Origin of the sequence: Microbacterium sp. Leaf320 (genome assembly GCF_001423485.1) — a bacterium.
Taxonomy (GTDB): domain Bacteria; phylum Actinomycetota; class Actinomycetes; order Actinomycetales; family Microbacteriaceae; genus Microbacterium.
This window is the reverse complement of the sequence record NZ_LMOD01000002.1, coordinates 352,129-376,901: the sequence shown is the minus strand read 5'-3', so window position 1 is coordinate 376,901 and position 24,773 is coordinate 352,129. Positions and strand designations below refer to the sequence as shown.

27 protein-coding genes are annotated in these 24,773 nt (G+C 68.4%); 13 read left to right on the top strand and 14 right to left on the bottom strand.

The annotated features are described in order from the left end of the window. The first annotated feature begins 49 nt into the window (after window positions 1–49). On the top strand, window positions 50–1,522 hold the full coding sequence (locus ASF63_RS06590; RefSeq protein ID WP_056512804.1) for a lipase maturation factor family protein: 1,473 nt from the start codon (window positions 50–52) through the stop codon (window positions 1,520–1,522). Window positions 1,523–1,784: 262 nt separating this feature from the next. Here ASF63_RS06590 and ASF63_RS06585 read toward each other — a convergent pair whose 3' ends face one another. From ASF63_RS06585 to ASF63_RS06570, 4 genes are read right to left on the bottom strand one after another with little or no spacing between them, the layout of a single operon-like run. Further along, window positions 1,785–2,552, bottom strand: a complete 768-nt coding sequence (locus ASF63_RS06585; protein ID WP_056511060.1) for an ABC transporter permease — start codon at window positions 2,550–2,552, stop codon at window positions 1,785–1,787. Further along, window positions 2,549–3,334: an ABC transporter ATP-binding protein gene (locus tag ASF63_RS06580; protein ID WP_056511057.1), complete on the bottom strand. Its 786-nt coding sequence runs from the start codon at window positions 3,332–3,334 to the stop codon at window positions 2,549–2,551. Before ASF63_RS06580 ends, ASF63_RS06585 begins: the two co-directional genes overlap by 4 nt. Continuing rightward, a complete protein-coding gene (locus ASF63_RS06575) occupies window positions 3,331–3,702 on the bottom strand; it encodes a DUF1048 domain-containing protein (protein WP_056511053.1) in 372 nt (123 codons plus the stop codon). The genes ASF63_RS06580 and ASF63_RS06575 overlap by 4 nt, the downstream gene beginning before the upstream one ends. Window position 3,703: 1 nt before the next feature. Continuing rightward, complete coding sequence (locus ASF63_RS06570; RefSeq protein WP_082477891.1) at window positions 3,704–4,105, bottom strand: PadR family transcriptional regulator; 402 nt, start codon at window positions 4,103–4,105, stop codon at window positions 3,704–3,706. A 203-nt stretch (window positions 4,106–4,308) separates the two neighbouring features. Between ASF63_RS06570 and ASF63_RS06565 the strand changes: the two genes are divergently transcribed. Beyond that, entirely contained in the window at window positions 4,309–4,902 is a 594-nt protein-coding gene (locus ASF63_RS06565; protein ID WP_056511049.1) for a DUF305 domain-containing protein, read from the top strand. A 9-nt stretch (window positions 4,903–4,911) separates the two neighbouring features. On the opposite strand, the gene ASF63_RS06560 is transcribed toward ASF63_RS06565, so the two are convergent. Beyond that, window positions 4,912–5,643, bottom strand: coding sequence for an SGNH/GDSL hydrolase family protein (locus ASF63_RS06560; protein WP_056511046.1), 732 nt, complete (start codon window positions 5,641–5,643; stop codon window positions 4,912–4,914). A 41-nt stretch (window positions 5,644–5,684) separates the two neighbouring features. Between ASF63_RS06560 and ASF63_RS06555 the strand changes: the two genes are divergently transcribed. Further along, complete coding sequence (locus tag ASF63_RS06555) at window positions 5,685–6,161, top strand: hypothetical protein (RefSeq protein WP_056511043.1); 477 nt, start codon at window positions 5,685–5,687, stop codon at window positions 6,159–6,161. Between the two features lie 51 nt (window positions 6,162–6,212). On the opposite strand, the gene ASF63_RS06550 is transcribed toward ASF63_RS06555, so the two are convergent. From ASF63_RS06550 to ASF63_RS06535, 4 genes are all read right to left on the bottom strand, one after another. Then, on the bottom strand, window positions 6,213–7,214 hold the full coding sequence (locus ASF63_RS06550; RefSeq protein WP_056511040.1) for a magnesium and cobalt transport protein CorA: 1,002 nt from the start codon (window positions 7,212–7,214) through the stop codon (window positions 6,213–6,215). Window positions 7,215–7,551: 337 nt separating this feature from the next. Beyond that, window positions 7,552–8,391 (bottom strand): SDR family NAD(P)-dependent oxidoreductase, encoded by an 840-nt coding sequence (locus tag ASF63_RS06545; protein WP_056511039.1) that lies wholly within the window; start codon window positions 8,389–8,391, stop codon window positions 7,552–7,554. After that, entirely contained in the window at window positions 8,388–9,137 is a 750-nt protein-coding gene (locus ASF63_RS06540; protein WP_056511034.1) for a hypothetical protein, read from the bottom strand. The genes ASF63_RS06545 and ASF63_RS06540 overlap by 4 nt, the downstream gene beginning before the upstream one ends. Continuing rightward, window positions 9,134–10,021 (bottom strand): hypothetical protein, encoded by an 888-nt coding sequence (locus tag ASF63_RS06535; RefSeq protein WP_056511032.1) that lies wholly within the window; start codon window positions 10,019–10,021, stop codon window positions 9,134–9,136. The genes ASF63_RS06540 and ASF63_RS06535 overlap by 4 nt, the downstream gene beginning before the upstream one ends. Before the next feature lie 73 nt (window positions 10,022–10,094). On the opposite strand from ASF63_RS06535, the gene ASF63_RS06530 reads away from it, so the two are divergent. The 3 genes from ASF63_RS06530 (at window position 10,095) to ASF63_RS06520 (ending at window position 12,821) form a co-directional block, all read left to right on the top strand. Continuing rightward, the gene (locus tag ASF63_RS06530) at window positions 10,095–10,631 is read left to right on the top strand and encodes a hypothetical protein (RefSeq protein WP_157534257.1); all 537 of its coding nucleotides are present in this window, start codon (window positions 10,095–10,097) and stop codon (window positions 10,629–10,631) included. Window positions 10,632–10,726: 95 nt separating this feature from the next. Continuing rightward, window positions 10,727–11,275 carry an ArsR/SmtB family transcription factor gene (locus tag ASF63_RS19405; RefSeq protein ID WP_056511026.1) on the top strand — a complete coding sequence of 183 codons (549 nt, stop codon included), beginning with the start codon at window positions 10,727–10,729 and terminating at the stop codon, window positions 11,273–11,275. Window positions 11,276–11,285: 10 nt separating this feature from the next. Continuing rightward, on the top strand, window positions 11,286–12,821 hold the full coding sequence (locus tag ASF63_RS06520; protein WP_056511024.1) for a serine hydrolase domain-containing protein: 1,536 nt from the start codon (window positions 11,286–11,288) through the stop codon (window positions 12,819–12,821). A 22-nt stretch (window positions 12,822–12,843) separates the two neighbouring features. Here ASF63_RS06520 and ASF63_RS06515 read toward each other — a convergent pair whose 3' ends face one another. Next, the gene (locus tag ASF63_RS06515) at window positions 12,844–13,194 is read right to left on the bottom strand and encodes a TraR/DksA family transcriptional regulator (protein ID WP_056511020.1); all 351 of its coding nucleotides are present in this window, start codon (window positions 13,192–13,194) and stop codon (window positions 12,844–12,846) included. A 170-nt stretch (window positions 13,195–13,364) separates the two neighbouring features. Here ASF63_RS06515 and phnD point away from each other — a divergent pair, with 170 nt between their 5' ends. From phnD to ASF63_RS06490, 6 genes are read left to right on the top strand one after another with little or no spacing between them, the layout of a single operon-like run. After that, a complete protein-coding gene (gene phnD / locus ASF63_RS06510) occupies window positions 13,365–14,267 on the top strand; it encodes a phosphate/phosphite/phosphonate ABC transporter substrate-binding protein (protein WP_056511017.1) in 903 nt (300 codons plus the stop codon). Next, on the top strand, window positions 14,264–15,268 hold the full coding sequence (locus ASF63_RS06505) for a phosphonate ABC transporter ATP-binding protein (protein ID WP_235560721.1): 1,005 nt from the start codon (window positions 14,264–14,266) through the stop codon (window positions 15,266–15,268). Before phnD ends, ASF63_RS06505 begins: the two co-directional genes overlap by 4 nt. Continuing rightward, window positions 15,252–16,145: a phosphonate ABC transporter, permease protein PhnE gene (gene phnE, locus ASF63_RS06500; protein WP_056511013.1), complete on the top strand. Its 894-nt coding sequence runs from the start codon at window positions 15,252–15,254 to the stop codon at window positions 16,143–16,145. The genes ASF63_RS06505 and phnE overlap by 17 nt, the downstream gene beginning before the upstream one ends. Beyond that, window positions 16,142–16,909: a tyrosine-protein phosphatase gene (locus ASF63_RS06495; RefSeq protein WP_056511010.1), complete on the top strand. Its 768-nt coding sequence runs from the start codon at window positions 16,142–16,144 to the stop codon at window positions 16,907–16,909. The genes phnE and ASF63_RS06495 overlap by 4 nt, the downstream gene beginning before the upstream one ends. A 15-nt stretch (window positions 16,910–16,924) precedes the next feature. Further along, a complete protein-coding gene (locus ASF63_RS19520) occupies window positions 16,925–17,047 on the top strand; it encodes a hypothetical protein (protein WP_268770182.1) in 123 nt (40 codons plus the stop codon). Continuing rightward, window positions 17,044–17,694: a TetR/AcrR family transcriptional regulator gene (locus ASF63_RS06490; protein WP_235560720.1), complete on the top strand. Its 651-nt coding sequence runs from the start codon at window positions 17,044–17,046 to the stop codon at window positions 17,692–17,694. Before ASF63_RS19520 ends, ASF63_RS06490 begins: the two co-directional genes overlap by 4 nt. A gap of 269 nt (window positions 17,695–17,963) precedes the next feature. Here the strand turns inward: ASF63_RS06490 and ASF63_RS06485 are convergent, their stop codons facing one another. After that, window positions 17,964–20,507: an MMPL family transporter gene (locus ASF63_RS06485; RefSeq protein ID WP_056511005.1), complete on the bottom strand. Its 2,544-nt coding sequence runs from the start codon at window positions 20,505–20,507 to the stop codon at window positions 17,964–17,966. 72 nt (window positions 20,508–20,579) lie between these two features. Here ASF63_RS06485 and ASF63_RS06480 point away from each other — a divergent pair, with 72 nt between their 5' ends. Further along, window positions 20,580–21,158, top strand: a complete 579-nt coding sequence (locus tag ASF63_RS06480; protein WP_235560719.1) for a TetR/AcrR family transcriptional regulator — start codon at window positions 20,580–20,582, stop codon at window positions 21,156–21,158. 30 nt (window positions 21,159–21,188) lie between these two features. On the opposite strand, the gene ASF63_RS06475 is transcribed toward ASF63_RS06480, so the two are convergent. The 3 genes from ASF63_RS06475 to purL all read right to left on the bottom strand — a co-directional run bounded on the left by ASF63_RS06475 (window position 21,189) and on the right by purL (window position 24,704). Continuing rightward, on the bottom strand, window positions 21,189–21,899 hold the full coding sequence (locus ASF63_RS06475; RefSeq protein WP_056510999.1) for a DUF2786 domain-containing protein: 711 nt from the start codon (window positions 21,897–21,899) through the stop codon (window positions 21,189–21,191). 294 nt (window positions 21,900–22,193) lie between these two features. Beyond that, complete coding sequence (locus ASF63_RS19290; RefSeq protein WP_200933979.1) at window positions 22,194–22,340, bottom strand: hypothetical protein; 147 nt, start codon at window positions 22,338–22,340, stop codon at window positions 22,194–22,196. Between the two features lie 33 nt (window positions 22,341–22,373). Beyond that, on the bottom strand, window positions 22,374–24,704 hold the full coding sequence (gene purL, locus ASF63_RS06470; RefSeq protein ID WP_056510996.1) for a phosphoribosylformylglycinamidine synthase subunit PurL: 2,331 nt from the start codon (window positions 24,702–24,704) through the stop codon (window positions 22,374–22,376). Window positions 24,705–24,773 lie beyond the last annotated feature (69 nt).

Sequence of the window (24,773 nt, the reverse complement as noted above, 5' to 3'; positions counted from 1 at the left end):
CACGCGCAACCCCCTCTTCGACCTGTCGCACCCGGGTTAGCCTGTGGCCGTGGACGGGTTCGCGGCGGTCGACTTCGGGTTCGCCCGCGAGGTCCTGCAACGGGGCGTCGCGGCGCTCTATCTCGTCGCGTTCATCTCAACTCTGAACCAGTTCCGACCGCTGCTCGGCGAGCACGGGCTGCTGCCGGCACCGGCGCTGCTCGACTGGATCGGGCACAAGGAGTCACGGCGGCGGATGCTGCATCCGACCCTCTTCCTCCGCATCCGGTACTCCGACCGCAGGCTCGCGCTGCTGTGCGGGGCAGGGATCGTCGTGTCCGCGGCGCTGGTCGTCGGCATCCCGCAGTGGGGTCCGCCGTGGGTGCCGATGCTGTGCTTCCTCGCGCTGTGGCTCGGATACATGTCGGTGGTCAGCATCGGTCAGACCTTCTACTCGTTCGGCTGGGAGATGCTGCTGCTCGAGGCGGGGTTCCTGGCCGCCTTCCTCGGTTCGAACGATCAGCCTCCGCCGACCGTCGTGATCGTGCTGTTCTGGTGGCTGCTGTTCCGTGTCGAGTTCGGTGCCGGCATGATCAAGATCCGCGGCGGGCGGGAGTGGCGTGACCTCACGGCGCTGATGTACCACCACGAGACGCAGCCCATGCCGGGGCCGCTCAGCAGGCAGGCCCATCTGCTGCCACGGTGGTTCCATCGCGCCGAGGTCGTCGGCAACCACGTCGCGCAGCTCGTCGTGCCCTTCTTCGTGTTCGCTCCGCTGCTGTCGGTCTGGATTCCCGGTCCCGTGCCCCAGATCGTCGGGGCGGTGGCCGCGACGATCATGATCGCGACCCAGGTGTGGCTCGTCGCGACAGGCAACTTCGCCTGGCTGAACTGGGTGACGATCGTGATCGCCTTCTCGGCGATCGGACTGCCGGGGGTGGGCGCGGCGCCGCGCGACGATGCGATGGACGACACGCTGTGGCCCGGCATCCCGCTGTACTGGTTCGTGCTCACGGCGGCCGTGGGCGTGCTCGTCGTGGCGCTGAGCGGGCCCGCCCTGCGCAACCTTTTCGCGCGGCGGCAGCTGATGAACGCGAGCTTCAACCGGTGGCAGATCGGCAACGCCTACGGAGCGTTCGGCACGGTCACGAAGCAGCGGGTCGAGATCGTCGTCGAGGGATCGGTCGACGACGACGGTCTGCTGTGGCGCGAGTACGAGTTCAAGGGAAAGCCGGGCGACGTGCGACGCATCCCGGGGCAGTTCGCGCCGTACCACCTGCGCCTCGACTGGCTGATGTGGTTCCTGCCGCTCGGCCGTTCGCTCGACGACTGGTTCACGGTCTTCCTGCTGCGACTGCTCGAGGCCGATGCTCCGACGCTCGCTCTGCTGCGGTCCGACCCGTTCGACGGTGAGCCGCCCCGGTGGGTGCGCGCCGTGTCATACCGCTACCGCTTCGCGACGCGGGCCGAACGGCGCGACGGCGCCGGGGTGTGGGTGCGCACGCGCCAGTCCGTCGTGCTCGGCCCCCTCGGGCTGCGGTAGGCCGCGGCGCCCCGCATCCGGCATCCGGCATCCGGCGCCCGGCATCCCCCACCGTCGTTCCGGAGGAGATCTGCGATCGGGAGGGCACATTGCCGAGATTCATCCTCCGAATCGCAGATCTCCTCCCGCATGAAGGCACGAGGGTGCGGGAGTGAGTGCACGAGGGGCGCGGGAGTGCGCAGAAGAAGCCGACGCCGAGCGCGGCGAAACGCCCCGGCCGGGCGCGGGGCCCGGACGGAGCGTTCCGTCTCACTGCAGACGGTCAACTGACCTTCTTGCGGTACGAGATGATCGCGAACACGTAGGCGACGACCAGGATGCCGACGCACCAGGCGAGAGCGACCCAGATGTCGGTGCCGACCGGCTGCTCGGCGAACAGCGCCTGGATGGTGTCGACGATCGAGGTGACCGGCTGGTTCTCGGCGAACCACTGCACCGGACCCGGCATCGTGTCGGTCGGCACGAAGGCCGAGCTGATGAACGGCAGGAAGATCAGCGGATACGAGAACGCGCTCGCCCCGTCGACCGTCTTGGCGGTGAGCCCCGCGATGATCGCGAGCCACGTGAGCGCCAGGGTGAACAGCATCAGGATGCCGATGACGGCGAGCCAGGCCCAGACGCTCGCCCCGGTGCGGAATCCCATCACGAACCCGACCGCGAAGATGATCGCGAGGGTGATGGCGTTCGCGGTGAGTGATGTGAGCACGTGCGCCCACAGCACGCTCGATCGGGCGATCGGCATGGAGTGGAAGCGCTCGAAGATGCCGCTCTGCATGTCGGTGAAGAGCCGGAACGCCGTGTAGGCGATGCCGGACGCGATCGCGATCAGCAGGATGCCCGGAAGCAGATAGTTCACGTAATTGTCGACCCCGGTGCTCGTCTGCAGAGCCCCGCCGAAGACGTAGACGAACAGCAGCATCAGGGCGATCGGGGTGACCGCCGTCGTGATGATCGTGTCGGGGCTGCGGACGATGTGCCGCATCGAGCGGCCGGTGAGTGTCGCCGTATCGGCGGCGAAGTGCGTGCTCATGCTGCGTTCTCCTTTCCGGTGGTCGAACCCGACTTCGGTCCGATGAGAGTGAGGAAGATCTCCTCGAGGGTGGGCTGCTTCTCGACGTACTCGACCTTCGCCGCGGGCAGCAGCCGCTTGAGGTCGGCGAGGGTGCCGTTGGCGATGATCCGACCCTCGTGCAGGATCGCGATGCGGTCGGCCAGCTGCTCGGCCTCATCGAGGTACTGCGTGGTGAGCAGCACGGTCGTGCCGGTGTTCGCGAGTTCCTTGACCACGTTCCACACCTCGATGCGGGCTTCGGGGTCGAGTCCCGTGGTCGGCTCGTCGAGGTAGATGACCTCGGGGTGTCCGACGAGGCTCATTGCGATGTCGAGTCGGCGTCGCATGCCTCCGGAGTACGTGCCGACCTTGCGGCCGCCGGCATCCGTGAGCCGGAAGCGGGTGAGCAGGTCGTCGGCGATGATCCCCGGCTCCGGCAGATGCCGCAGCTTCGCGACCAGCACGAGGTTCTCGCGTCCGGTGAGTATCTCGTCGACCGCGGCGAACTGACCGGTGAGGCTGATGCGCTGCCGCACGGCGACGGGGTCGGCGGCGACGTCGATTCCCTGCACGGCGGCGGTGCCGGCATCCGACTTCAGCAGCGTGGAGAGGATGCGGACGATCGTGGTCTTGCCGGCGCCGTTCGAGCCGAGGAGGGCGAAGATCGACCCCTTCTCGACCTCGAAGTCGACGCCGCGCAGCACGTGGAGATCCTTATAGGACTTCTCGATGCCGCGGACGGCGATGGCGGGTGCGTTCATGATCGAGGCTCCTTCTTCTTCGCGTCGTCGACCGCCTTCGTCAGGCGGGCGCGTTCCTTGTCGATCCAGTGGGTTCCGCCGTAGGCCTCGGCGTAGGTCTCGGCGAACGAGACGGCGTCGTCGCCGACGATGTCGTCGATCGGGGTGCCGTCGATGGCGGCGCGCTCCCACAGGTCGGCGAGGTCGACGAAGATCTGCACGAGGATGTCGCCGTCGGTGATGCCCCCGTAGTACATCGTGTAGCGGTGCTGGGCGTTGGCGACCGTGCGATACGGCTCGGGAAGGGCATCGATGCGCTTCTTCGCATCGCGGTACTGCTTCTTCTGTTCGAGCGATCCGGTGAGCGCTTCGATCCACTTGGCGGCCATGTCAGTTCTCCTTGTTGTTCGTGTCGGTGTCGGTGTCGGTGTCGGTGTTCGTGCTGTTCGTGCTGTTCGTGCTGTTCGTGTCGTCGGTGCGCAGGCTGTCGATGCGCTGGGCGAGGAAGCTCCAGGTCTTCCAGAACTCCTCGAGCTCCTGCGTGCCCGCGGGGTTGAGCGAGTAGACCTTGCGGGGCGGACCCTTCTCGCTCGGGACCTTCTCGACGTCGACGAGCTTCTTCTGCTCGACGCGCACGAGGAGCGCGTAGATCGTGCCCTCGGCGATGTCGGTGAATCCGTGATCGCGCACTCGGTTGGTGATCTCGTATCCGTAGGCCGGCTGCTCGGCGAGGAGGGCCAGGACGATGCCCTCCAGGGTGCCCTTGAGCATCTCGGTCATCTGCTTGCCCATGAGAGCCTCCTTTCGTTCGGTTGCGGTAGTCAGTGTTGCTGGGTACCGGTACAAAGTAACACTGAGTACCGGTACTTAGCAACACCGAATACTGAATCTTCTCCAAGGTCTCGTGCGCCGCTGTTCGGGACGGGCGACCGCCTGGCGCGGAATACCCCCACGGGGTATTATCGGAGCACCGACGACCCGAAGGAGAGGCTGCGATGACCAGACGAACTGCGGCTGTGGCCGCACTGCTGCTCTCCGGAGCGATCGCGCTCGCGGGGTGCGCGACCACCACTCCCGGCGACGATTCGTCGATGCCGGGCATGGATCACTCATCGTCCGACGCTCCGATCGCGGGCGTGAACTCTGCCGATGTGATGTTCGCGACCATGATGATCCCGCATCACCAGCAGGCGATCGAGATGGCTGACATCGTGCTGGCCGACGAGGGGATCGATCCTCGCGTCGAGGACCTCGCCACGAGGATCAAAGCCGCCCAGGGCCCGGAGATCGAGCAGCTTCAGGGGTGGCTCGACGACTGGGGCGTCGATGCCGGCTCCGGGGGCGGGATGGGCCACGGCGACGGGATGATGAGCGACGATGACATGGACGCTCTCGAGGCAGCAAGCGCGGATGACGCGTCGAGGCTTTTCCTCGAGCAGATGATCGAGCACCACGAGGGCGCGATCGAGATGGCTGAGACGGAGGTCGCCGACGGTGAGAACGCGGATGCCGTCAGCCTCGCGCAGGACATCGTCGATGCGCAGACGTCCGAGGTCGCCGAGATGACGGAGCTGCTGGCGTCGCTCTAGGGCGCCAGGCTAACCGTTCAGGCGCGCCGCCATCACCCTCGCCTCGAGCAGCGGCAGGGTCCGGTCGCGGTCTGGCTGCGGGCAGATGTCGAGGGCTTTCGCGAGTTCGAGTGCGAGAGCGGCGTGACCTGCGGCGTTCGGGTGGAACGGATCGTTCATCATCCCCCACGGCACGCCGCCGTTGCCGAGGTCGGTGAAGCGCGCGTGCTGGTCGACGAGGATCACGTCTTCCGTTGCGGCGACCTGGCGCACGGCATCCGCGAACTCGACGATCCGCTCGCGGCCCGGCGCGTTCGGGATGTCGACCGACGGTGGGGTCTGCAGTACGACGATCGCGCCCGCCGCCCGTGCGCGCGTGACGAAATCGCGCAGCGAAGCGGCGAAGTCCGAAGGCTCGACGGTGACCTGGCCGGGGCCGGTCGCCATGTCGTTGGTGCCGATCATCAGGGTCACGATGTCGGGATTCCACGTCGCGATGCGCCGATCCCAGTCGCCGAGGATGTCGGTGATGCGGTGCCCGCTGATCGCCGTGTTGATGACGGCATCGCGGGTGCGGTCGAGTTCGCCGCGGATCAGCTCGTGCAGATGCTCGGCGTAGCTGCGGCCGCCCTGCGTGTGCACGAGTCCGTGCGTGATCGAGTCGCCGGTGATGACCCAGTTCAGTGGCTCGGCGCCTGCGAGCGCGTCTGCGAGGCGGCGGAGATCGGATGCGGCGGATGCGGGGGATTCGGCGTTCGGCACGCCCTAAAGACTAGCGGCGGCGTCAGTGGAAGACTGGTCTCATGGCTTCCCCTCTGCTCGATGACCTCCTCGCCCGCATCGTCGACAGCGGCCTGCTCGATGATCCGGTCGCGGAGAACGATCTCGTGTACGGCCGGGCGACTATCGACGCGGCCGGTGCGGTCGTCACGGTGAACGTCGACCCCGAGCTCGACGATGACGAAGAGAGCCTCGACGCCGACGCGCTGCTCGGGGCGATCGCCCGCATCCTGTCGGTGTCCGAGTCGCGGTGGCGTGCGGTGATCGACGAGGTCGCCGACGACATCGACGAGGCGGTCGACGACGAGCCGGTGCTCGAGCAGACCGACCTTCGTGACGACCTCGAGGCCACCTCCGTCGTGGTGTTCGCCGATGCGGTACTGATCGCCTTCGACGCGCCGAAGCAGTTCCCGGATTCCCGGATCCTCGTGCAGCTCGACGACGACCTCGAGGTCGCCAGCATCGAGGTGCGCGATCGCGACGGCGGCTCCGAGGCCTAGACGGTCGAGACCGACAGGCTCAGCGGCGACGTTCGCTGAGCCCGCCCGGCGTCACAACCACTTCTTGTACTTGAACACCCCGTAGAGGGCGACCGCGAAGGCGGCCATCGCGCCGATCGCCATCGGATACCCGTGCACCCAGTGCAGCTCGGGCATGACATCGAAGTTCATGCCGTAGACCGTGCCGACGAGCGTGGGGGCGAAGATGATCGCCGCCCACGATGAGATCCTCTTGATCTCGTCGTTCTGCGCCAGCCCCGCTTCGGTCTGGCGCCGGGCGACCAGAGCGGAATGCACGGTGAGGGCGTTCTCGAGGATCGCGCGGAACGAATCGACCCGCTCATTGACCCGGATGACGTGGTCGAGCACGTCACGCAGCGAGCGCTGCAGCTCCTCATCGATGCGGTACTTCTCGGACCCGCGGCGCAGCCATTCGAGCATCCCGGCGAGGGGGTGCACCGCCCGCTGGAAGTTGATGACCTCGCGCGAGAGCTCGTAGATGCGGCGCGACAGTGCGTCGTCGTCGCTGTCGCCGAAGAGCTGATCCTCGATCTCGTCGATGTCGTTGAGCAGCCCGGTGACGATCGGCTCGTAGCCGTCGACGACCTCATCGAGGATCGCGTAGAACACCGCCTCCGGGCCCATCGCGAGCAGCTCGGGGTGTGCTTCCATGCGGCGGCGCACGCCCACGAGGTCGGGCGACTCGGCGTGCCGGATCGTGACCACGAAATCGGGTCCCACGAACAGGTGCAGTTCGCCGAACTCGATCGACTCCTGCTCGTCGCGGTAGCGCGCAGGGCGCAACACGGCGAAGAGCGTGTCGCCGTAGCGCTCGACCTTCGACCGCTGATGCCCCGAGAGTGCGTCTTCGACGGCGAGTGGATGCAGGTCGAACTCGCGGGCGACCGAGGCTACCTCCTGCGGGCTCGGCCGGTAGAGGCCGATCCAGGCGATGCCCCCGTGGGCATCGAGCGACCGGTAGGTCTCGTCGAGGTTCTTCGGGGTCTCCACGCGACGTCCGTGGACGTACACGCCGTTGTCGATGAGGGCCATGACTGGCTCCGTTCTCGCAGGCGCACTGCCTCGTCAGAGAGGGCGTGCGCAGTATTTCGTCAGGGGGCGGATGACGCCGCCGACGGCTGCGGAGCAGGACGTGCAGGTGCGGAGCCGGAGCTCAACGCACGGATGCAGTCAGACGCGACGCAACGAAGGCGGCGTCGCAACTATCACCGGACATCGCCATCACCGCCTCTCGCGCTCTGAAGGGGTCACGTGACCCGGTGTGCCAGCATACTCCTGCCTGCTGGGCGCGAGATCCATGCGGTCCGTGATGCGTGGCTGGGTGCTCCTGTCGCAGTTCGTGCGATCGAACAGCCGGGCCGTGATGCGCTCAGGCGTCGATCCCGACGAGCTCGGCGCTCTTCTGCCAGAGCGCCTCGGCCAGCGCGGCATCCTCGATCCGCGGGTTCACGCGATGGGTCAGCACGCGCTCGTCGTAGTACTCGCCCGAGATCCAGGTCTCGTCGGGCGTGCCCTCGATGAACCAGCTCAGCGTGCTGCCGCCTTTCTCGCTGCTGATCAGCAGCAGGCGCCCCAACGGAGTGCGGTAGACGAACCGCATGAGAGTGTTCGAGTCGGACGCGAAGTTGGTCTGCACGGTGCCGGGGTGGAAGGCGACGGAGGTCAGCCCCTCGCCGTGGAACTTCGTGTGCAGGCTCTTCGTGAAGAGCACGTTGGCGAGCTTCGCGTCTCCGTAGGCGCGGTTCGCGCTGAAGTCCTTGCGGTTGTCGAGGTCGTCGATGTCGAGCTTCGCGAACAGGCGATGCGCGACACTCGACGTGTTGATGATCGCCGCATGACCGGTGCGCAGCTGAGGCAGCAGCAGGTTCGTCAGCAGGAACGGCGCCAGGTGGTTCACCTGCAGCGTCTTCTCGAAGCCGTCGACCGTCGGAGTCTGGTCCCCGAAGATGCCGCCCGCGTTGTTGGCGAGCACGTCGATCCCGCCGTCTCCGACGGCGTCGGCGATCTTGACGGCGAGCTCGCGCACGTCATCCAACCGGGTGAAGTCGGCGGTGAACCATTCGGCGCCGGTGTCGGCGGCGACGGCGCGCGTCTTCTCGAGAGACCGTCCGACCAGGATCAGCCGGTGACCGGATGCCGCGAGCTGGCGTGCGGATGCTGCGCCGATGCCGTCGGATGCGCCGGTGAGGACGACCGTCTTCGCGGTCACGACGTCGAACCCGGTCGACGGTCGGCCGTCGATTCCCCCGCGCCGCGGCTGCGCGCGACATACACGGTGTTGGATGACGTTCCGCCCGTGACGGCGTTCGCGAAGTCGACCACATGGGCGACCGCGTCGTCGAACACCGCGTGCATCTCGACCATGAACTCGTCGTCCGGCGGATCATCCGACCACAGCGCGAAGACGCCACGGGCAGCGAGGCGCCGGTCGAGTGCACGCAGGCCCGCCGCGGTGTACAGGTCGGCGTGCGTGGGGTCGAGCTGGTGACGCGGCGAGTGGTCGACATCCAGCAGGATCGCGGAGTATCCGCGGTGGCCGTCTGCGGGCGCTGCCCGGACGAGGGCGAAGAAGTCGTCTTCGACCAGAGTCATGCGCGGGTCGTCGACGAGCTCAGCCGACACGGGCAGCAGCTTCCTTCGGTGCCAGCCGATCACCGCGCCGAGCCGATCGACCACGGTGAGCGACGTCACACGTGCATCGCGCAGCGCCGCGACCGCCGTGTATCCGAGCCCGAGGCCACCGACCAGGACCGAGAGGTCATCGCCGGAGGCAGCGGCCAGACCGAGATTCGAGAGCTCCTCCTCGGCCACCGTGAACAGGCTCGACATCAGGTATTCGTCGCCGAGCTTGACCTCGTAGATCTCCTGGCCGACCGCAGGCTGGGTGCGTCGGCGCAACGTCAGCTCGCCGATCGGCGTCTCCTGCCAATCGAGTTCTTCGAATCTCGTGATCACTGCGGGTTCTTCCCGTCGTCGTTCGTGCTCGCGGGCGAGGGGGCAGGCGCCTCTGTGCGGGGCCGGGTCACGGGAGAGCTCGTCGAGGAGGGAAGGAAGATCCTCTCGGGCTCCGGCTCAGGCGTGGTCCCCGTGGCGGGCGCGGGTGACGGGTGCGCCGGCAGCTCGCGCGCGACCTGATTCTCGAGCACCTGCACGGCCTCGTCGCTCAGCAGGATCAGACCCTCGAGCTCGTCGCGCACGCGCCGATAGGCGATGTTGCGCTCGGCCTGAGTGGCCGATTCGTCGACGGCGACTTTGAGCAGCTGCTGCGCGCGATCGAGCCGCTTGCGCTCCGGTTCGGTGAAGGTCGAGTCGCGCAGGCGGCGGGCATCCTTCTCTGCGATCTCGAACGCCACGGCGTAGGCGCCCACGGCGTCGAGGTACTCCGAGACCTGCCGCTCGGTCACGGTCGAATCGGCAGACAGCGGGCGCAACGCATCCGCCGTCTTCTTGGCCCGCAGGAACGCGGCGACCAGAGGCTGGCGTCCGTCGCTCATGGCGGGGAAGGCGATCAGCTTCGCGACGTCGAGCTCGTAGTCGAGCCAGTGGGCGGTGATCTCGTCGTGCTCAGAGAAGAGGCGCTCGAGCAGGGTGTTCGGGGCGACCGAGGCCCGGGTGTCGACGACCGCCGGGCCGATGCGCTTCGCCCGTCCGCTGCGCGCTTCGAGCTGGGCGGTCTTGATCTCGGCCTTGAGTCGCAGAGTCTCGATGCGTCGTTCGTGCCGGCGCTTCGCGCTGCGCTCCCACGCCTTCGCCGCGCCGCCGGCCATGCCGAGGATCGGGAAGGCGAGCCACCAGTAGTTGCCCGCAAAGATCCAGAAGCCCCGGATGAACTCGTCCATGATGCCCTCAGCCTACTTCTCGGGCTTCACGGAGTCGCCTGCTCCGGCACCGGCTGCCGGTTAGCCTGTGGGCATGATCATCGACGATTTCCCGCGGGACCTGCTGATGACCGGGGCGATCTTCGGGATCGCCGCCTTCGTGTGGGCGGGGTGGGCGCAGGAGCGCCCGCCGAAGCACTGGAGCTGGCGCGTGATCCTCGGGGTGCTCAGTCTCGGCGGCGCGGCTCTGGCAGGGATCAGTCTGCCCGCGGCGATCCGCAACTGGTCGGCGCCGACGGCGATCAGCTGGGGTGGCGCAGCGTCGACCTGGTATCTGATCGTCTTCTGGATCGAGGTGGTGGCGATCATCGTGCTGGCGATCTGGGCGACCAGGCGCAAGCGACAGGACCTCATCGCGCCCCTCGTGCTGGCTGTCGTCGGCATCCACTTCATTCCGCTCGCGTGGGTGTTTCAGCAACCGGTCTTCGTGTTCGCCGGGGCGCTCATGGCCATCGCCGCGCTGGTGCCCGACAAGGAGGCGGCCCGGAGCTTCTGGTGCGGCATCGTGGCGGCGCCGATTCTGCTGACGGTCGGCACGATGTGCGTGGTGATCGCGTTCGGGAGCCTCTGAACCGGCATCCGTGCTCGGGGCCGCGCCCGCATCCGATCCGACCGTCGGAGAATCCCCCTTTTTCCGTAATTACGAACTTTTGATAGGTTCGGATCATGGAATCTGACGAGCAGAGCACGATCGAGCGCCGGCTCGCCGACCTCGAGCACGAGGTCGCGCGACTCTCCGCACTCGCCGCTCTCCCTGCCGCACCCGCCGACGGTGCGGAATCGGAAGCGACGGATGCTGCGCCCGAAGCCGCCGGCTCCGACGATCCGCTCTGGTTCGTGAACGAGCTCGGCCGCCGTGCGCCGGGGGCCGTGATGATGGCCGGCGCGGTCGAGACGCAGGCGGGCCCCATCCGCTGGCAGTACGGACTGCACGCCGAAGGGCTGCTCGCGAATGACTGGAGCGACCTCGCCCGTCCGCTCGAAGCTCTGGGGCACCCGGCACGCATCGAGCTCGTGCGCCAGGTGATGCGCGGCGCGCACACGACGGCCGAGCTGCTGCAGCTCGAGCACCTCGCCTCGTCGGGCCAGCTCTACCACCACCTGCGCCAGCTCGTCAGCGCGGGCTGGCTCGTCTCTCCGCGCCGCGGGCACTACGAGGTGCCCGCGGCACGCGTGGTTCCCCTTCTCGTCCTGACCATGATCGCTTCGAGCTGAGGAGCCCCCCATGACCACTCCCTCGATCCCTTCCCCCGACCTGCACGACCACGAGAGCGCGCCGGATGCTCCGCGACGCCGCCCCACACGAGCGATCCTCGCCGTGATCGGCGCGGCAGCGGTCGTCGGCGTCGCGCTCGGTGCGGCGATCGGCCCTCAGCATCAGACGGTCAGCGCGTCGACTGCGGGCGATGAGGCACTGGCCGACCGCATCCGCTCCCTGCCCGGGAGTCTCGACAGCTTCCGCGCACTCTCCGTCGCTGAGGTCGGCCCCGACGGTGCCGTCTTCGCCGGGCTCGGCGACGCCGACCCGTCGAACGCTGGAGCCCCGACCGCCGACACGGTGTTCGAGCTCGGATCCATCACCAAGACCTTCACGGGTGCGCTGTTCGCCGATGCGATCGAGCGAGGCGAGGTCGAGGCCGAGGATCAGCTCGCTGAGCACCTTCCCGACCTCGAAGGCACGGAAGCCGGCGAGGTGACGCTCGCTTCGCTGTCGCAGCACTCCTCCGGACTGCCCGGACTCGGTGTCACGGCGGAAGCGGAGTCGCTGACCGGCGTCCTCCTGAACGAGAATCCCTACGCGACGACCACGACCGAGCAGCTGATCGCCGACGCGGCGGTCGCGCCGGTCGACCCCGATCAGGGCTCGGTCTATTCGAACTTCGCCGTCTCGCTGCTCGGGACGGCACTCGTCGAAGCGGCGGATGCCGATAGCTACGCGGCCCTGCTGAGGGACCGCATCACGGAACCGCTCGGCATGGACGACACGGTCGTCGCGGCGACGGCCGACGAAGTGCCCGCTGACGCGGCGCCCGGGTTCCTGTCGAACGGCACACCCGCGCCGCGCTGGTGGGGCGAGGGATACCTGCCGGCCGGTTCGTCGACCTTCACGACCGCCGCCGACCTGGCGACCTGGGCGCAGGCCAACCTCGACGGCACGGCCCCGGGCGCAGCCGCTCTCGACCCGACCGCACCCATGGGGGAAGGCGCCGAGATCGGATGGGGATGGATCACGTCGGCCGCGTTCGACGGCGACGGCCTGCAGACGTGGCACAACGGCGGAACCGGGGGCTTCCGCACCATGCTCACACTCGACCGGGAGGCCGGCACCGCCTTCCTCGCGCTGTCGAACACGACCGCCCCGGCCGACTACATCGCCATGTCGTATGCGTCCGGCGCGCCGATTCCCGCGATCGACAGCGCGTCGGTCGGCATCGCGTGGGGCATCTTCGGGCTCGCTCTGCTGTTGAGCCTGGTCGCCCTGATCCGCACGTTCCGGGTGAAGGCGCTTCTACCGTCGATCGGCGACCTGATCTGGGCGACCTTCGGCCTCCTGCTGCTCTGGCACAGCGGGCCGTGGTTCTCCGTCGGCGGCTGGGTGTGGGGCATCGCTCTCGCACCGGCGCTCGCTGCCATCGGCGTCCTGGTACTGCGTGGTTCGCGGACGCCGCTGCCCTTCCGGCCTCGCCGCCGCGCATGGTACTGGTGGGCGGTCGCCGTGATCGGTGCGGTGTTCGCCGTGGGGGTCACGTTCCTCTGGTGAGGTGATACCCGGGAGCCCCGGCTCAGAGGCCGAGCTTCTCGGCACAGGCGACGCAGTGCGTGGCGAACGGGCGCACCTCGAGTCGCGCCTCGGGGATGGGACGGCCGCAGTGGGCACATGCGCCGTAGGTGCCGGCATCCAGTCGTGCGACCGCGTCGTCGACCTGCTGGAGTTCGGATGCCGCCGCCTCGGCGAGCCCCGTCAGGCGTGACCACTCCGACGAGAGCGTGACGCCCTCGGGATCGTGCTCGTCGTCGTCGTTCGAGCCCTCCCGGTCGTGCATGAGCTCGGCGAGCGTGACCCCGGTCGCTTCGACCCGCTCCGCTGCCTGGGCGCGCAGCTGTTCGAGGCGAGCACGGGCATCCAGGGTCATCCGCACACTCTAGGCCGGGGTCCCGACATCCGGGTCGGTCGGCCACCGTCACCAGCCGTTCATCCAGCGTTCCTTTTCGAGTACGGCGGTCTCGTAATTGCCTGTCACCTTCGCGAGTTGGAATACTCCTGTTCTCGGAAATCGGGAACACCTCCTCCCGAAAGGTCATCATGCGCCGCCTCACCCTGCCCGCCGTCGGCCTCCTCGGCGTCGCCGCCCTCGCCCTGACCGGCTGCCAGAGCCCGTCCGCCGAAGCGGTTCCCGCCGACCCGAATGCTCCGATCACGATCGCGACGCTCCCCGTCGGCGATGACCCCACCGCCGAGAACCCGATCGAGGTCTTCGCCGAACTCCTCGAAGAGTCCACAGGCCGCGATGTCGAGATCACGGATGTGCCCGACTACCTCAGCGTCGTCGAGGCGATCCGCGCCGACCATGTCGACATCGGCATCATGAGCGGCTTCCCCTCGGCGCTCGCCGTGAACACCGGCGAAGTCGACGCGCTCGTCGCGTTCCAGGGTGATGACAAGCCCGTCTCGACCTGCGTCGTGCTGAACGACTCGCCCATCGAGACCGTCGAGGACCTCGAGGGCAAGACCGTCGCCTTCGCCGACCAGGCATCGAGCTCGGGCTACTTCATGCCGGTGTACATGCTGCACGAGGCCGGCCTCGAGCAGGGCACCGACTACGAGGCGATCTTCGCGGGCGGTCACGAGGGCAGCTTCGCCGCGCTGCAGCAGGGACAGGTGGATGCCGCCTGCACCGCCGTCATGCTCACCGAGCTCGGCGCCCCGATGTTCCCGTTCGCCGACGGCGAGTGGCGCGCGGTGGGCGAGAGCCCTGCGATGGACATCCAGGGTGCAGTGCTCGGCCGCCAGTCGCTCGACGCCGAGACCCGCAAGCTCATCCAGGAAGGCATCGCCGAGGTGTTCTCCCCCGAGAATGCGGAGGCTCTCGGGGCCTACGGCGCCTTCGCCGCCGCCGAGCAGACCGTCGACCCCGACGGCTCGTCGTTCTCCTCCTTCGCCGAGATCGCCGCGGTCGCCGGCGTCGAGCTCGAGGACCTCAAGTGACGAGTCCAGCACTCACGGGGGCGGATGCCGCGGCCTCCGCCCTCCCGGCCTCCGCCCTCCCGGCCTCAACCCTCTTTGCGTCGGAAAACGCAGACGGTGCGGCCGCCGCACGGCGTGCCGCGTCTCGACGCGCCGAGCCGGCATCCGCTGGTCTGGGTTTTCCGACGAACACAGGGGCGGGCGAGGGAGCGGATGCCGCGGCCCCCGCCCGCACCTCCACCGCCGAACTGCGCCAGGCCCTGCCGCTCGTGACGGTGCGCGACCTCAGCGTCGCGTACGACGCGACCACGGTGCTCGACGGTGTGGATCTCGACCTGTTCCCTGGTGAGATGGTCGCCCTGCTCGGCGCCTCTGGGTCGGGCAAGTCGACTCTGATGCGCAGCCTCACCGGGTTCGCGCCGATCTCGGCGGGCTCCGTGCGGGTCGCGGGGCACGATGTCACCAACCTCGCCCGGGGCGAGCTGCGCACCCTGCGGTCTGATGTCGGCCAGGTGTTCCAGCAGTTCAACCTCATCCCACGGCTCAGCGTCATGACGAACGTGCTCGCCGGTGGCCTGCACGGGGCGGGCGCGATCAATCTGGTCGGCGGGTTCTCGAGCGCACATCGCCGCCGCGCACTCGAACTGCTCGACCGGGTCGGCATCGCGCACAAGGCCAACGCCCCCGCGCGCTCGCTCTCGGGCGGACAGCAGCAGCGCGTCGCGATCGCCAGGGCACTCATGCAGCAGCCCAAGGTGATCTTGGCCGACGAGCCGGTCGCCTCGCTCGACCCCAAGCTCGCCGACTCGGTGCTCGAGCTGCTGCGTGAGATCGCCACCGAAGACGGCATTCCGGTGCTGGTCAGCCTGCATGTGCTGCCGCTCGCACTCGCGCACAGCGACCGCATCATCGGCCTGCGGCACGGACGGAAGCTGATCGCCGGCGCCACATCACAGCTGGATGCCGCGGCGCTGTCGCCGCTCTACGACGACGAGGAGCACGACGATGACGCTCACCACTGACCCGCGTTCGGCAGGCGGCCCGACGGGCGGCAAGGCGCGCGCGACCGGCGGCAAGACCGACCGCTCGACCACCCGCCCGACCCTCGATGCTGCCGAGCGATCACGCCTGGAGCGCGCCTTCCGCATCCCGCGGGCACGTTTCCTGATCGGACTGCCGATCGCAGCACTGCTGCTGATCTGGTCGTTCAACGGCGCCGAGTTCAACTTCATCAAGCTGGGCGACGGTGCGGTCAACATGGGCGAGTTCCTGTCTCGCCTGTTCCCTCCGGACTTCTCGAAGATCGGCACCATCCTCGCGTTGCTGCTCGAGACGTTCCAGATGGCCGTCGTCGGCACGGTGCTCGGTGCCGTGCTGTCGCTGCTCGCCGCGTTCGGGGCGTCGTCGAACATCGCACCCAAGTGGGTCTACTACCCGACGCGGTGGGTGATGAACATCATCCGCTCGGTGCCCGATCTCGTCTTCGCGCTCATGTTCGTCTCGGCTGTCGGGCTCGGCCCGTTCGCCGGCATCCTGGCCATGACCCTCGGATCCATCGGGTCGATCGGCAAGATCTTCGCCGAAGCCATGGAGCAGGTCGACCGCGGACCCGTCGTCGCGATGGAGGCCGTCGGCGCCTCGAAGAGGCAGGTCATCCAATACGGCATCCTGCCGCAGTCGGCGCCCCTGCTGACCTCGTACACACTGCTGCTGTTCGAGGGCAACGTGCGCGGCGCGACCATCCTCGGCCTGGTCGGCGCCGGCGGCATCGGCCTCGAGCTGACGACCGCCATGCGCATGTACGACTACGGCCACCTCAGCGCCATCATCATCTGCATCATCGTGCTCGTCACGGCGATCGACCAGGGCAGCGCCCTCATCCGAAGGAGAATCACATGACCATCGCCGACATCGACCTCGTGCTCAGCGCCCCCGTCAACCTGCGCGACCTCGGCGGAATCCCGATCGACGGGGGAGTGCTGCGCGAAGGACTCGCGATCCGTACCGACGATCTCGCGTACGTCACGACCGAGATCGCTTCGCAGCTCGTGGCGGCAGGGCTCACCGCGATCATCGATCTGCGCTCGCCGCTGGAGGTGTCGGTGACCGGCCGTGGCCCGCTCGCCGACTACCCCGTGGCGTACCACCACCTGCCGCTGATCGCGGATGTCGGGCGCTCGATGGGCGAAGGGGCCACCGAGCTCAGCCACGATGCAATGGGCCAGATGTACCTGCGCATGGTCGAGGTCGCGGCTCCCCAGCTCGTCACCGCGCTGAACGTCATCGCATACGCTCCGGGGACCGCGGCCTTCCACTGCGCCGCCGGGCGCGATCGCACAGGTGTCGTGGCAGCGATGCTGCTGCTCGCGCTCGGTGCGGCGGATGACGACATCGTCGCCGACTACGCCCTCACCGGCAGCAACATGGTCGCGATCATGCAGCGCACCGCTCCCGTGATGGGGGCGATGTGGAAGGCCCTCGGATTCGATGCGGATGCCGTCGCCTCCACGTCATCCCTGCTCGAGGGGTCGATGGAGGTGTCGATGCGCGTGCTGCTCGACACCCTCCGCGAGCAGCACGGTGATGCGCTCGCACCGCTTCGCGCTGCGGGGCTGTCGGATGCGACGGTCGCCCGGCTGCGCGAGCGGGCGCTCGGGGCGTGACGATCGTGGAGGCGGATGCCGGGGCTGGTGCTGGTGCTGGTGCTGGCGCTGCCGACGGTGTTCCGGTTGCAGTCGGTGCCGCGTCGGACCCCGGTGTCGGTGTTCCGGTTGCAGTTGGTGCCGCGTCGCACCCCATGAACACGGCACAAAGTGCGACCGGAACTGCGGGCGCGATGGATGCCGGGGCTGCGGTTCGCCGCCGCCCCGGTCGCCCGCGTGATGAGGACATGGACGGTCAGATCGTCGCCGCGACGCTCGAGATCATCGATGCCGGCGAGGAGGTGACCGTGAGCCGCGTCGTCGCGCACAGCGGAGTGAGCCGCGCCGCGCTGTATCGGCGGTGGCCTTCGCTCACGACGCTGATCGCGGCGGCGCTCGACGTCGGGCGCACGATTCCGCCCGAGTACCCCGACGGCGCCGATCTACGAGAGGCGCTGGTCGACGGGTTCGGTCTCGGCGGCAGCAGCGTCGCGCTGGCGGTGTCCGGCTATTCGGAGGAGCGTTTCCGGCAGCGCATCCGTCTCGTCATGTCGGATCGCGCCCTGCAGAAGGCGTACTGGCAATCGCATGTGTCGCGGCGACGGGTTCCGTTGCTGAACGCGCTGCGCTCGGGCATCGCGCGCGGTGAACTGAGGGCCGACCTCGACGTCGAGGCGTGTTTCGATGCGATCGCCGGCACCGCGTACTACCAGATCGTCGTGCGCGGCGACCGGATGGACGACCCCGCGGTCGCCGCACGGCTGCGTGCCGCGGTCGACGTGATCTGGCGCGGGATGGCGGCCTGAGCCCCCATCCCGCTGATCCGATCCGCATTCGGCGCACATCTCCATGCTCAGATCACTGATGCAGGCCGATATCCACGGATCCGGCCTGCATCCGTGATTTGGGCCCGCATCTGCGTGGGCGAGCTCCTCGAGTGCGCCGTCGTGCGGCACCGCGCGCTGCGAAGGAGATCTCGCGCACCGAAGGAGCAATCCTCGGATGGACTCCTTCGGTGCGCGAGATCTCCTTCAGAGAGCGCGACCTGACCGGCAGCGCGCGCCGACCCGGGCCGTCAGCGGCGCTCGGGTGCGGGCTCCGTGCTCGGCACGACCTGAACCGTATCCGTCCGCACGCCGGGGTGGTCGCGCTCGAGCGCTGCACCTTCCATGTCGACGTTCGGGAGGATGCGGTCGAGCCACCGCGGCAGCCACCAGGCCGACCGGCCGAGCAGGTGCATGAGCGCCGGCATCAGCAGCATCCGCACGACGAAGGCGTCGAGCAGCACGCCGAAGGCGAGGCCGAAGCCGATCGAGCGGATGATGGTCGACTCAGAGAAGATGAACCCGCCGAACACCGACACCATGATGAGGGCTGCGGCGATGACGACCGAGCGGCCTGCGCGGAAGCCCTGCCCGACGGCATCCCTCGCCGAAGCTCCGTGCACGTACGCTTCGCGCATGCCCGAGGCGAGGAAGAGCTGATAGTCCATCGCGAGCCCGAACAGGATTCCGACGAGGATGACGGGCAGGAAGCTCAGGATCGGTCCCGGGCTGTCCAACCCGATGAGGTCGGCACCCCAGCCCCACTGGAACACGGCGACGATCAGGCCGTAGGTCGCGAACAGCGAGAGAACGAACCCGCCGGTGGCGATGATCGGCACGAGCAGAGAGCGGAACACGACGATCATGATGAGCAGCGAGAGCCCGACCACGACGACGAGGTAGAGGGGCAGGACGCCGGCTAGTGCCTCGGAGATGTCGATGTTGGTCGCAGCCTGCCCGGCGACGCCGAGCGTGATGCCCCCGTCGAGCTGGGGGAGGGCGCGGATGTCCTGCACGAGCTTCTCGGTCGACGCGCTGTTTGGGCCTTCGGCCGGCAGTACCTGGAACGCGAGCAGGGTGTTGTCGTCGGAGGTCGCGATCGGGGCGACGGCGACGACGTCATCCTGATCGGCGATCTTCTGGGCGACCTCGACCTGGGTGGCGAGAAGGTCGTCGTCGCTCACGGCGTCGTCGAGGGTGGCCGTGACGAGCAGCGGCCCGTTCGCGCCTTCGCCGAACTGCTCGTCGACGATGTGGAACGCGCGGTAGCTGGTCGAGTCCGAGGGCTCGCTCGCGCCGTCGGGCAGGCCGAGGCGCATCGACATCGAGGGGATCGCGACGATCAGCAGGGCGATGACGCTGACGAGCACGGTGACGATCGCGCGCAGCGTCGACATGCGTGTGACCGGCTTGCCCGCGGCGTGCGGCTGACCGATCGTGGCGCGGGCCTTGCCGCTGAGCAGGCGGGTGCCGACGAGTCCGAGAATGGCGGGGGCGAGGGTGATCGCGACGAGCACGGCGACGGCGACACAGACCGCACCGACGGTGCCCATGAGTCCGAGGAACGGCACGCCCGTCACGTTGAGGGCGAGCAGCGCGACGATGACCGTGGTGCCCGCGAACACGACCGCCGTGCCCGAGGTGCCGGTCGCGAGCCCGATGGATTCGCGAACCGGAACACCGTTGAGCAGTTGTTTGCGGTGTCGGTTGACGATGAAGAGCGAGTAGTCGATGCCGACGGCGAGGCCGAGCATGACACCGAGCACCGGGGTGACGGATGCCATGTCGACGACACCCGAGAAGGCGAGGGATGCGGTCACGCCGACACCCACGCCGACGACGGCGGTCACGATCGGCAGCGCGGCGCCGATGAGCGACCCGAGCATCACGATCAGCACGATCGCGGCGAACGCGAGACCGATGGCCTCACCGACGCCGAAGATCTCGGGCACGCCCTGCGCGATGTCTGTGCCGAAATCGACCTCGACGCCGTCGATCGGCGAGGAGTCGAAGTGCTCGATCGTGCCTTCCTTGACCTCTTCGGAGAGCTCGAGGCGAGGGTCTTCGAACGAGACGTTGACGATCGCGGTCGAGCCGTCGTCGGACACGACGCCGATTCCGTTCGTCAGATCGAGGAGCGTGGAGCCGAGGTCGACCTTCTCGGCATTGGCGTCGAGCTCGGCCCGCGACTCGTCGATCGTCTTCTGCTGGGCGTCGAGTTCGGCGAGCTGGGCGTTGAGTGCGGCGATCTGCGCGTCGAGTTCGGCGAGCTGGGCTGCGGGAGCACCGCCCGCCTCGGCCTGCGACCGAGCGGTGGTGAGCTGTTCGAGACCCGCATCGAGCTGGGTGCGCCCGTCATCGAGCTGCGTCTGACCGGCATCCAGCTGGGCGCGGCCGCCTTCGATCTGGTCCTTGCCGTCGGCGAGGTCCTGCGCCTGCACGGCCTGCTGCTGCTGTGCGTCGAACGGGTCGACGACCGAGGCGACGCCGTCGAGGTCCTCGGCGCTCTTGGCGAGCGCGGAGATGTCCTGCTTCTGCTGCTCGGTGAAGGCCGAGCCGTCGGTCGTCTGATAGACCACGGTGCCCGTGCCGCCTGCGGTGTCCGGCAGCTTCTCGGCGAGCTGGTCTGTCACGGCGCCCGAGGCGGTGCCGGGGATGTCGAAGCTGTTGCTCAGCGTGCCGCCGAGCGTGAGGAACGCGCCGACGCCGAGGCCGAGGATCACGATCCACGAGACGATCACCGTCCACGCCTTGCGCGCAGCGAGAGAACCCAGACGGTAGAGCAGTGAGGCCAAAACGATCTCCTTCAGACGAATAGATCATACGAGGCGTCTCGTCTAGAGTTCTGTGGTTATCCTGAACGAGTGGTGAACGAGCATCGAAGCGGGCCTGTGCGCAGCACTGCTGCCCGGGAGGCGATCCTCGACGCGACCTCCCGCCTGTTCCACAATCAGGGCTACGACCGTCTCACGATCGAGGGGATCGCGAAAGAGGCCGGCGTCGGCAAACAGACCATCTATCGGTGGTGGCCCTCGCGGGGCGCGTTGATCGGCGAGTGCCTCGCCGAGGGGCGCCTCATTCCCGTCGACTTCGTCGTGCCCGACACCGGAGACCTCGCCGCCGACGTCGAGACCTGGCTGCGCAGTGTGCTTTCGATCCTCGAGGCTCCTGAGGGCGGAGCGCTGCTGCGATCGCTCGTCGCCGCTGCCACCGAGGATGCCGGGGTCGGCGCTCACCTCGGCGACAGCCTCGGCGTCGAGAAGTACCTCACCGAGCGCATCCGCGGGGGCATCCGCGACGGACAGCTCGCCGATGACGCCCCGGTCGAGCAGCTCGGACGCGCCATCCTCGGAGCGATCATCGTCGAGTCGCTGGGGCGCGAGCACCACGACCCGGAGTCGATCGTGCAGCTGACCCGCTTCTTCTTCTCGCGCCAGCAGCGGTAGGCCCGGACGCAGTCGCCGGCGGCCGCGCGGTCATCGCGCCGAGACCGCTCTGACGCCACCGGTCTGCGCCTCCAGGCCCGAGCGGTGACCATGCGCGAAGGAGCCGGGATCCGCGCCGCGCCGCCGCCGCGAGTGCTTCGTCGCCATCTCGTCGACCGCGGCATCCACTCGGCTGCGACGAGAGGAGAGCACGAGCTCGGTCCCCGTGCCGCTCTCTTCGACAGCGGCGCGGCGACTCTGTTCTATTCGGTTCATGGCACCGACGGCGAAGCCCCGGATGAAGCCGCTGCGCGCTCGACGTTTCACCCCGTCGCGATGGCCGGTGTACAGATCTCGATGCTCGAGCCACCAGCTGCGCATCGCGACCATCGCCTGCACCTGCAGGCTGGCTGTCAGCGTCTGGACCTGCGTAACGTCGGATGCGTGCCCGACCAGGAGCAGGCCCGCGATCGGCGGATACTCGGCGAGCAGCGGACGCACGACGCCAAGAGCCCTGGCCACGCCGATGCCGATCTCGCGGAGATCCTTCGCATAGACGCCGCGGAACAGCACCTGCTCGGTGACGATCTGCTCCCGAGTCTGCCCCAGTCGGCCTCGTCGTTCATCGATCTGCGCCTGTTCGATGCCGTACTTCACGATGAGTCGTTCGGCGTGCTCGGTCAGAGCCTCGGCCTCTTCGGGTGTCGTGCTCTCGGCTTTGGCGAGCAGTTTCGCGATGAGGTCGAGTTTGGCTTCGGTCATGGCATCCCCCTTGGATCTGTGATGCCTCGAATCCTTCGCGGGGGTGCCTACATTCCGAGGCCGGATCCCGGGGTCTGTGAAGAAACCCAGATCAGGGATGCCGGTGCAGAAGCGGTTGCCGGTGCACGGCCGAGCACAGATTCGGACCCGCCCCCGACCCGCCGTGGCGAGGGCAGTGGCGAGGGCCGTGGCGAGGGCCGGGGTCGCCGGTGCGTCGGCCGTCGACTCAGAAGTCGTGCCCGGGGCCGGGGGGCGAAGTCGTGCCCGGGCCCGGGTCACGTACTCCGGACGACCTCAGCCGAGGATCAGCGTGATCACGGTCGCTCCGCCGCCACCGAGGATCAGTGCGATGATCACCGTCCACGCGACGATGCGGATGCGACGGTTGCGCTTCTCGCCGAGGTCGCCGTAGTCGTCGTCGGGCCGGCTGAGTTCGTTCATCGTCTCGTCTCGCTTCGCTCGCTCAACGACCGGTCAGCTGACCGGCTCCGTGACCGTCGGGCCGAAGGCGGCGGGCAGCGTGGCCTGCGAGCGCTCGCGGATCTCGGCGATCGGAACCGTGAAGACGTCCTGCACCTCGAGCTTGTCGCCCTCGGAGTCGGTCACGCCGATGCGCATCACCGGGTAGTCGCGTCCTTCGCAGAGCCCGCGGAACTTCACGTCGTCCTCGCGGGGAACCGTCACGATGACGCGACCGGTCGACTCGGAGAACAGTGCGGATGCGGCATCCACGCCGTCTCGTTCGATGATCTCGTTCAGCCAGACGCGTGCGCCGACGCCGAAGCGCGAGACGCCCTCGGCGAGAGCCTGCGCCAGGCCACCCTCAGACACGTCGTGTGCCGACGAGATCAGCCACTCGTCACGGGCAGCGCCCAGCAGACCCGCGAGGCGCTTCTCGCCTGCGAGGTCGACCTTCGGGGGCAGTCCGCCGAGGTGCTGGTGCACCGTCTCGGCCCATGCCGAACCCGAGAGCTCGGTCGAGGTCGTGCCGAGCAGGTAGATGTTCTGGCCCTCGTCCTGCCACCCAGAGGGGATGCGGCGCGAGACGTCGTCGATGATGCCGAGCACGCCGACGAGCGGGGTCGGGTGGATCGGCACGTCGCCGGTCTGGTTGTAGAACGAGACGTTGCCGCCGGTGACCGGGGTGCCGAGCTCGTAGCATCCGTCTGCGAGGCCGTCGACGGTCTGGCCGAACTGCCACATGACCTCGGGGTTCTCGGGAGAGCCGAAGTTCAGGCAGTCGGTGATCGCGGTCGGAACCGCTCCGGTGACGGCGACGTTGCGGTAGGCCTCGGCGAGGGCCAGCTGCGCGCCAGCGTACGGGTCGAGCTGGCAGTAGCGGCCGTTGGCGTCGGTCGAGATCGCGAAGCCCAGGCCCGACTCCTCGTCGACGCGGATCATGCCGGCGTCGTCGGGGAACGAGAGGGCCGTGTTGCCGAGCACGTAGTAGTCGTACTGGTTGGTGATCCAGCGGGTGTCGGCGAGGTTCGGCGAGGCGACCAGGTTCAGGAACTGCTCGCGCAGCACCTCGGGGTCATTCGAACGGGGGAGGTTCTCGGCGGCATCCGCCTGCAGCGCATCGATCCACGTCGGGTACGCGACGGGACGGTCGTAGACCGGGCCGTCGACCGCGACGGTCGAGGGGTCGACGTCGACGATGCGCTCGCCCTGCCAGTCGATGATGAGGCGGCCGTCGCCGGTGACCTCACCGAGCACCGACGTCTCGACGTCCCACTTCTCGACGACCGCGAGGAACGCGTCGAGCTTCTCGGGGGCGACGATCGCCATCATGCGCTCCTGCGACTCCGACATGAGGATCTCCTCAGCCGTGAGCGACGGGTCGCGCAGCAGGACGTTGTCGAGCGAGACCTTCATGCCGCTGTTGCCGTTGGCCGCGAGCTCGCTGGTCGCGCACGAGATCCCTGCAGCACCGAGGTCTTGGATGGCCTCGACGAGCTCGTCGCGGTACAGCTCGAGGCAGCACTCGATGAGCACCTTCTCGGCGAACGGGTCGCCCACCTGCACCGCGGGGCGCTTGGTGGGTCCGGTGCTGTCGAACGAGTCGGATGCCAGGATGCTGGCGCCGCCGATGCCGTCGCCACCCGTGCGGGCGCCGAACAGCACGACCTTGTTGCCGACGCCGGTGGCGTTCGCGAGCTTGAGGTCTTCGTGGCGGAGCACGCCGACCGCGAGCGCGTTGACGAGCGGGTTGGCCTGGTAGACGGAGTCGAAGACCGTCTCGCCGCCGATGTTCGGCAGTCCCAGGCAGTTGCCGTAGAAGCTGATGCCGCTGGTCACGCCGTGCACGACGCGGGCCGTGTCGGGGTGGTCGATCGCGCCGAAGCGCAGGGCGTCCATGACCGCGACCGGGCGTGCGCCCATCGAGATGATGTCGCGGACGATGCCGCCGACGCCGGTCGCGGCGCCCTGGAAAGGCTCGATGAACGAGGGGTGGTTGTGCGACTCGGCCTTGAAGGTGACGGCCCAGCCCTCGCCGACGTCGATGACGCCCGCGTTCTGGCCCATGCCCACCATCAGGCGCTCCTTCATCTCGTCGGAGACCTTCTGGCCGAAGCGGCGCAGGTAGTTCTTCGACGACTTGTACGAGCAGTGCTCCGACCACATGACGGAGTACATGGCCAGCTCGCCGGAGGTCGGGCGGCGGCCCAGGATCTCCCTGATGCGGGCGTACTCGTCGTCCTTGAGGCCCAGCGCTGCGTACGGCTGCTCCTTCTCCGGAGTCGCGGTGGCGTTCTCGACGGAGTCGGGGACGTGCTTGTGGGCAGGTGCAGGGGCGGTGGTCACGCGCACTCCTAGATGAGGGTCCGGCGGGGCACGGCCAGTCTACCGGGGGATGCCGTGGCCATCGGCCCG

What these genes read in the sequence shown, in the direction of transcription:
- ASF63_RS06585 (WP_056511060.1), bottom strand. Translation starts at nt 2,552, where the DNA reads ATGAGCACGCACTTCGCCGCCGATACGGCGACACTCACCGGCCGCTCG.
- ASF63_RS06580 (WP_056511057.1), bottom strand. Translation starts at nt 3,334, where the DNA reads ATGAACGCACCCGCCATCGCCGTCCGCGGCATCGAGAAGTCCTATAAG.
- ASF63_RS06575 (WP_056511053.1), bottom strand. Translation starts at nt 3,702, where the DNA reads ATGGCCGCCAAGTGGATCGAAGCGCTCACCGGATCGCTCGAACAGAAG.
- ASF63_RS06570 (WP_082477891.1), bottom strand. Translation starts at nt 4,105, where the DNA reads ATGGGCAAGCAGATGACCGAGATGCTCAAGGGCACCCTGGAGGGCATC.
- ASF63_RS06565 (WP_056511049.1), top strand. Translation starts at nt 4,309, where the DNA reads ATGACCAGACGAACTGCGGCTGTGGCCGCACTGCTGCTCTCCGGAGCG.
- ASF63_RS06555 (WP_056511043.1), top strand. Translation starts at nt 5,685, where the DNA reads ATGGCTTCCCCTCTGCTCGATGACCTCCTCGCCCGCATCGTCGACAGC.
- ASF63_RS06550 (WP_056511040.1), bottom strand. Translation starts at nt 7,214, where the DNA reads ATGGCCCTCATCGACAACGGCGTGTACGTCCACGGACGTCGCGTGGAG.
- ASF63_RS06535 (WP_056511032.1), bottom strand. Translation starts at nt 10,021, where the DNA reads ATGGACGAGTTCATCCGGGGCTTCTGGATCTTTGCGGGCAACTACTGG.
- ASF63_RS06530 (WP_157534257.1), top strand. Translation starts at nt 10,095, where the DNA reads ATGATCATCGACGATTTCCCGCGGGACCTGCTGATGACCGGGGCGATC.
- ASF63_RS19405 (WP_056511026.1), top strand. Translation starts at nt 10,727, where the DNA reads ATGGAATCTGACGAGCAGAGCACGATCGAGCGCCGGCTCGCCGACCTC.
- ASF63_RS06520 (WP_056511024.1), top strand. Translation starts at nt 11,286, where the DNA reads ATGACCACTCCCTCGATCCCTTCCCCCGACCTGCACGACCACGAGAGC.
- ASF63_RS06515 (WP_056511020.1), bottom strand. Translation starts at nt 13,194, where the DNA reads ATGACCCTGGATGCCCGTGCTCGCCTCGAACAGCTGCGCGCCCAGGCA.
- phnD (WP_056511017.1), top strand. Translation starts at nt 13,365, where the DNA reads ATGCGCCGCCTCACCCTGCCCGCCGTCGGCCTCCTCGGCGTCGCCGCC.
- phnE (WP_056511013.1), top strand. Translation starts at nt 15,252, where the DNA reads ATGACGCTCACCACTGACCCGCGTTCGGCAGGCGGCCCGACGGGCGGC.
- ASF63_RS06495 (WP_056511010.1), top strand. Translation starts at nt 16,142, where the DNA reads ATGACCATCGCCGACATCGACCTCGTGCTCAGCGCCCCCGTCAACCTG.
- ASF63_RS19520 (WP_268770182.1), top strand. Translation starts at nt 16,925, where the DNA reads ATGCCGGGGCTGGTGCTGGTGCTGGTGCTGGCGCTGCCGACGGTGTTC.
- ASF63_RS06490 (WP_235560720.1), top strand. Translation starts at nt 17,044, where the DNA reads ATGAACACGGCACAAAGTGCGACCGGAACTGCGGGCGCGATGGATGCC.
- ASF63_RS06475 (WP_056510999.1), bottom strand. Translation starts at nt 21,899, where the DNA reads ATGACCGAAGCCAAACTCGACCTCATCGCGAAACTGCTCGCCAAAGCC.
- ASF63_RS19290 (WP_200933979.1), bottom strand. Translation starts at nt 22,340, where the DNA reads ATGAACGAACTCAGCCGGCCCGACGACGACTACGGCGACCTCGGCGAG.